This window comes from Amycolatopsis kentuckyensis (assembly GCF_002155975.1).
Taxonomy (GTDB): domain Bacteria; phylum Actinomycetota; class Actinomycetes; order Mycobacteriales; family Pseudonocardiaceae; genus Amycolatopsis; species Amycolatopsis kentuckyensis.
Genome location: NZ_MUMI01000617.1, coordinates 1 through 4,243 on the forward strand (window position 1 = coordinate 1; position 4,243 = coordinate 4,243).

The 4,243-nt window shown below is 71.5% G+C and carries 4 protein-coding genes; all 4 read right to left on the reverse strand.

What is annotated here, in order from left to right:
* Positions 1-980 precede the first annotated feature (980 nt).
* The 4 genes from CCN39_RS43835 to CCN39_RS43850 all read right to left on the reverse strand — a co-directional run bounded on the left by CCN39_RS43835 (position 981) and on the right by CCN39_RS43850 (position 4,140).
* Positions 981-1,655: a GGDEF domain-containing protein gene (locus CCN39_RS43835; protein ID WP_086852616.1), complete on the reverse strand. Its 675-nt coding sequence runs from the start codon at positions 1,653-1,655 to the stop codon at positions 981-983.
* A 120-nt stretch (positions 1,656-1,775) separates the two neighbouring features.
* Entirely contained in the window at positions 1,776-2,339 is a 564-nt protein-coding gene (idi, locus tag CCN39_RS43840; RefSeq protein ID WP_086852618.1) for an isopentenyl-diphosphate Delta-isomerase, read from the reverse strand.
* Between the two features lie 87 nt (positions 2,340-2,426).
* Complete coding sequence (locus CCN39_RS43845; protein ID WP_086852619.1) at positions 2,427-3,260, reverse strand: alpha/beta fold hydrolase; 834 nt, start codon at positions 3,258-3,260, stop codon at positions 2,427-2,429.
* Between the two features lie 352 nt (positions 3,261-3,612).
* Positions 3,613-4,140, reverse strand: coding sequence for a cysteine hydrolase family protein (locus tag CCN39_RS43850; protein ID WP_086852621.1), 528 nt, complete (start codon positions 4,138-4,140; stop codon positions 3,613-3,615).
* Positions 4,141-4,243 lie beyond the last annotated feature (103 nt).

Consider the following 4,243-nt stretch of genomic DNA (forward strand, 5'->3'; position numbering starts at 1 on the left):
GCCGCGCGTGCGGCTGCGTCCGCCGGAGCCGCGGGGCGGCGGCCCGCGGGACCATCGCCGGCGGTTCGGCGAGGTGCCGGGCTGTCCGGCGTGGCGCGCATGGGTGCGACCGCGTCGGCCGGGCGCCGGGGTACGGGGTTTTCCGCCGTGCGGCGAGGCGCCGGGCCGTCCGCGGCGGAGCGCGGCGGAGCCGCATCCACCGGGCGTCGGCCCGCGGCGCCGTCGGCGGCGCGGCGGGGAGCCGGGCTGTCCGGAGTCGCCGCCGGATCCGGGCGCGGGGCACGCCGAGGCGCGGCCCCGTCCTCGGCCCCCGGGCGGCGAGGGCGCCTGGGCGGCTGCTGCGGCGCCGACGTCTGCTGCGGGCCCGGGTTCGCGGCCGGCGGGCGCCGCTGGAGCGGCGCTTCCGGCAGCGGGGCCGCGGCCGTCGTGCGGCGGGGCTGGCGGGGGCGCGGGGTGCGCGGTTGACGAGTGGCGTCCGTGGGTACTGGGTCTTCGGCAGGACCCTGGGCCGGCCTCGGCGCGCGGCCCTGCGACGAGCGCGGCGGGGCCGGTGGTTCGGCGGCGCGAACCCGGCGTCCCGGCTGGTCGGAGCGGTCCTGCTGCTCGCGCGGCGGCAGCGGGCGGGCACCGGTGGTCTTGGCGACGACGTCGGAGACGCTGATCCCGCCCTGGTCCTCCATCGACCGGCGCCGGCCGGGCCGGGGCCGCGCGGGACCGTCGAGACGGCGACCGGTTCCCGGGCTGTCGAGCTCGTCCGGCACTCGGTCTCCTTTCGCGCGATCGAAGGGTCACTTCGATTTGGCCGTCTTCCCCCGCAGGAGGTGATCGTTCCCCCGGCGGTTTTCGTTATCGTACGGATACCCCCCGTTCGTGACGACACCCTCCCGGAATTTTCTTCACCTTGAGTCGACGAACGGCCGGTGTGCGTCGACAAACGGGTGATACCGCTTGTCGGCGGACGGAGTAATGCGGCCTTTGCGTTACTCAGAGTGTGTTATTAACTGTGTCGTTTGCGCGTCGTGATAGACGACTTTGTTGCGGCCCGCGCGTTTCGCGGCATAAAGCAAGCCGTCCGCGCGGCGCAGCTGGTGCTCCGGCGACGCCGGCGTCCCGGCCTCGTGCGCCAGGCCGGCGCTGATGGTCACCCGCAGCCCGGGCTGGAGTTCTGACCAGGGATGACGGGCGACGCGCAGCCGGGCGTCGTCGACGACGCGCACCGCCCGCCCGGCGTCGACCCCCGGCAGCCACAGGACGAACTCCTCGCCGCCGTAGCGCGCGCAGAAGCCGTCCGGCGGGAGGTTCTCCTGGAGGAGATCGGCGACCCGGCGCAGGACGCGGTCGCCGACGAGGTGACCGTACGTGTCGTTGATGCTCTTGAAGCGGTCGAGATCGATCAGCGCCAGCGCCAGCGGCGGGCGGTCGGTGAACGGTCCGTACAGTCGCTCGTCGAGGTACCGGCGATTGAAACTCGACGTCAGCGCGTCGCGGAGACTTCCGTCACGGGCGATGTCCAGAGCGGACCGCAGGTGCTGGTAGGCGCGCCGCCAGTCGCCCTGGGTGGCGAAGAGGCTCGCGATGGCCTCGTGCAGGCGGAGCAGGTCCGGCGGCTGCGGGCCGGCCGTCCGCCCCAGCGCGCCTTCGCCCTCGGCGACCATCCCCACCTCAACCACCCCTTGGTTGTCGTCGAGGGGACGGCCGCGCTTGAGGTACCGGTGCGGAAGAAGATGAATTTCGCTCAAACGGGACTGCGATGGTGACTCTCCGGAGTGTTGGCCTCAGAGTCCGGAGAACGGCTCGATGCCCTTGAGCTGTGCGTACTGGTCCTTGGCCCAGTAACTCACATTAGCCGTCACATCGTTCAGTAGCTCCGTGTAGTCGGACCAGGCGACCCAGCGCCAGTCGCCGACCTCTTCCGGGTTCGGCGCCGGCTCGGCGTCGGCCCACGCGGCGAACACCGGGCAGAACTCGTTCTCGACGATCCCCTGGAACGGCGGCGTCCGGTAGCGGTAGTTCGGCAGCACGCAGTGCAGCTCGGACAGTGACGGCAGCCCGAGCTCGTAGTCCGCGCGGCGCCGGACGGCGTCCTCGAGCGCCTCGCCGGGGGCGGGGTGGCCGCAGACGCTGTTGGTCCAGACCCCCGGCCAGACCTTCTTGTGGAGGGCGCGCTGGGTGATGAGCAGGGCGTTGTCGCTGCGCCGCAGGACGTAGCACGAGAAGGCCAGGTGCAACCGGGTGTGTTCGTGGTGGCTGGCCAGTTTCGGGCCGGTCTCGCCGGTGGGCACGCCGTCTTCGGTGACGAAGACGACCTGCTCGGTCTCGGGTTCGGTCGCGGTATCCACGTGCCCCAGTGAACACGACGGCCCGCCGCGGGTCGTACCGCGAGGCGGGTGGGTTACCCGCGGTCCGCCCGGCGGGGTGACGCGCTGTCACCGCGCGTGAAGGTGCTCCACGAGCAGCGAGGTGACGGCCTCCGGCGCCTCCTCGGGCGCCCAGTGCGAGACGTCTTCGAGCATCTCGAACCGGTAGGGCCCGGTGACCCAGTTGGCGGTGTCGAGCGCGGCGGTGGAGCCGAAGGAGACGTCCTCGGTGCTCCAGATGTACAGCGTCGGCACGGCGATCTTGCCGATCTTCCCGCCCGGCCGCCCGGCCCGGTACCAGTTGAGGGCGGCGGTGAGCGCGCCCGGCTCGGACAGCCGCTGCACGTAGTCGTCGATCTTCGTCGGCGACACGCGCCGATCGAACATGTCACGCAGCGCGCGGGCGTCGTTCTCCAGCATCCGCCGTTCGGTGACGCGGGTCTGCCGCCACTCGGTCATGTAGCGCGTACGCAGGTGCTGGTCCTCATCGGTCTTCATGGCATCGGCGAGCGCGGCGGGGTGCGGCGTCGAGACGACGGCGAGGCTGCGAAGCCGTCCGGGGTGCGCATCGGCGGTCCACCAGGCAACGGCCCCACCCCAGTCGTGCCCGGCGAGGTCGAAAGTCGGCCACCCGAGCGCGTCCGCGATCGCGACGACGTCCCCGACGAGGTGATCGATGGAGTAGTCCCCGGCCTGCTCCGGCCGCACATCCGGCGAGTAACCCCGCTGATCCGGCGCGACGGCCCGGAACCCGAGCACCCCGAGCGTGGCCACCTGGTGCTCCCACTCGACCGCGGCTTCGGGAAAGCCGTGCAGCAACAGCACGGGCCGCCCGTCTTCGGGCCCGGCGGCGATGGCGTCGAAGGAACCGGCCTCGGTGGCGATGCTGATGTGGTCGATCACGGCTCGAATCTACTTCGCGCAGTTGCACTTTGAGTGGCTGGTATCCACGCCTCGGCCACGCTGCCGGGTCCCAGCAGCTCGGGCAGGTGCCGTAAAGGAGCCAGCTCGGTGATCTGGTCCGGGGTTTTCTCTCAGCCTGACGTGCTCCAGGTTCGGTAGCTCGGCAAGCTGGGCCCATCCGCGTGTCGGCCCAGCTCCCACTCGCCCCCGCCGCTGACCTGGGTGATCGCCTCGCGGGTCATCGGCTGGAGCCGGAGCTTGCGGTGGTCGTTGAAGCCGGTCGCCTGCTCTCGAGCAGGTCGAACACGTTGGCCGTCGCGTCGGCGGCGATCGGGCGATCTCCGAGCCCAGCCTAGCTGAGCACCTCCTCGACTGTGGCGACCGTCACCAACGGGGCGTACAGCCGCAGGATGTCCAGTGCCTTTGCGTGGCTCTCGTCGTCCGCGCCCGCGCATGCGTCGGACACCACGGTTACCGCGACACCCGCGTCCGCCGCTGCCAGTGCCGTCGACAGCACGCAGCAGTCCGTTGAGACGCCCGCGAGCACCAAGCCTGCGCCGCCGACTCGGGTGGCCATGCGGGCGTTCCACTTGCCGAACGTGGTCGCGTCCACTGTGGACGTCGGCTCGAATGCGCCGATCACCTGGTACAGCGGCGAATCCGGTGGCTGCAGCGCGAACGGCCACTGCTCATAGTACCGGCGCCACGCTCCTTCCGGGCGGGAAGGCGCGACGAACCGGGTGAACACGACGTCGTTGCCGAACGCCGTCACCAGTTGGCGGATTCGGGGGACCACCTCGGCGAAGCGTGGGGTGAACCACGGGCTCGCCGGGTCGGCGAACACGTTCTGCAGGTCGATGACCGCCAGGATCCTCTTCACGCCGCCTCCTGTTCGCGGACCCGCCGCCGCGTCAGCAACGTCACCAGGAAGCCCAGCGCCAGCGCCAGCAGTACGCCGAGGTTCGCGAAGGCCCACGCGCCTT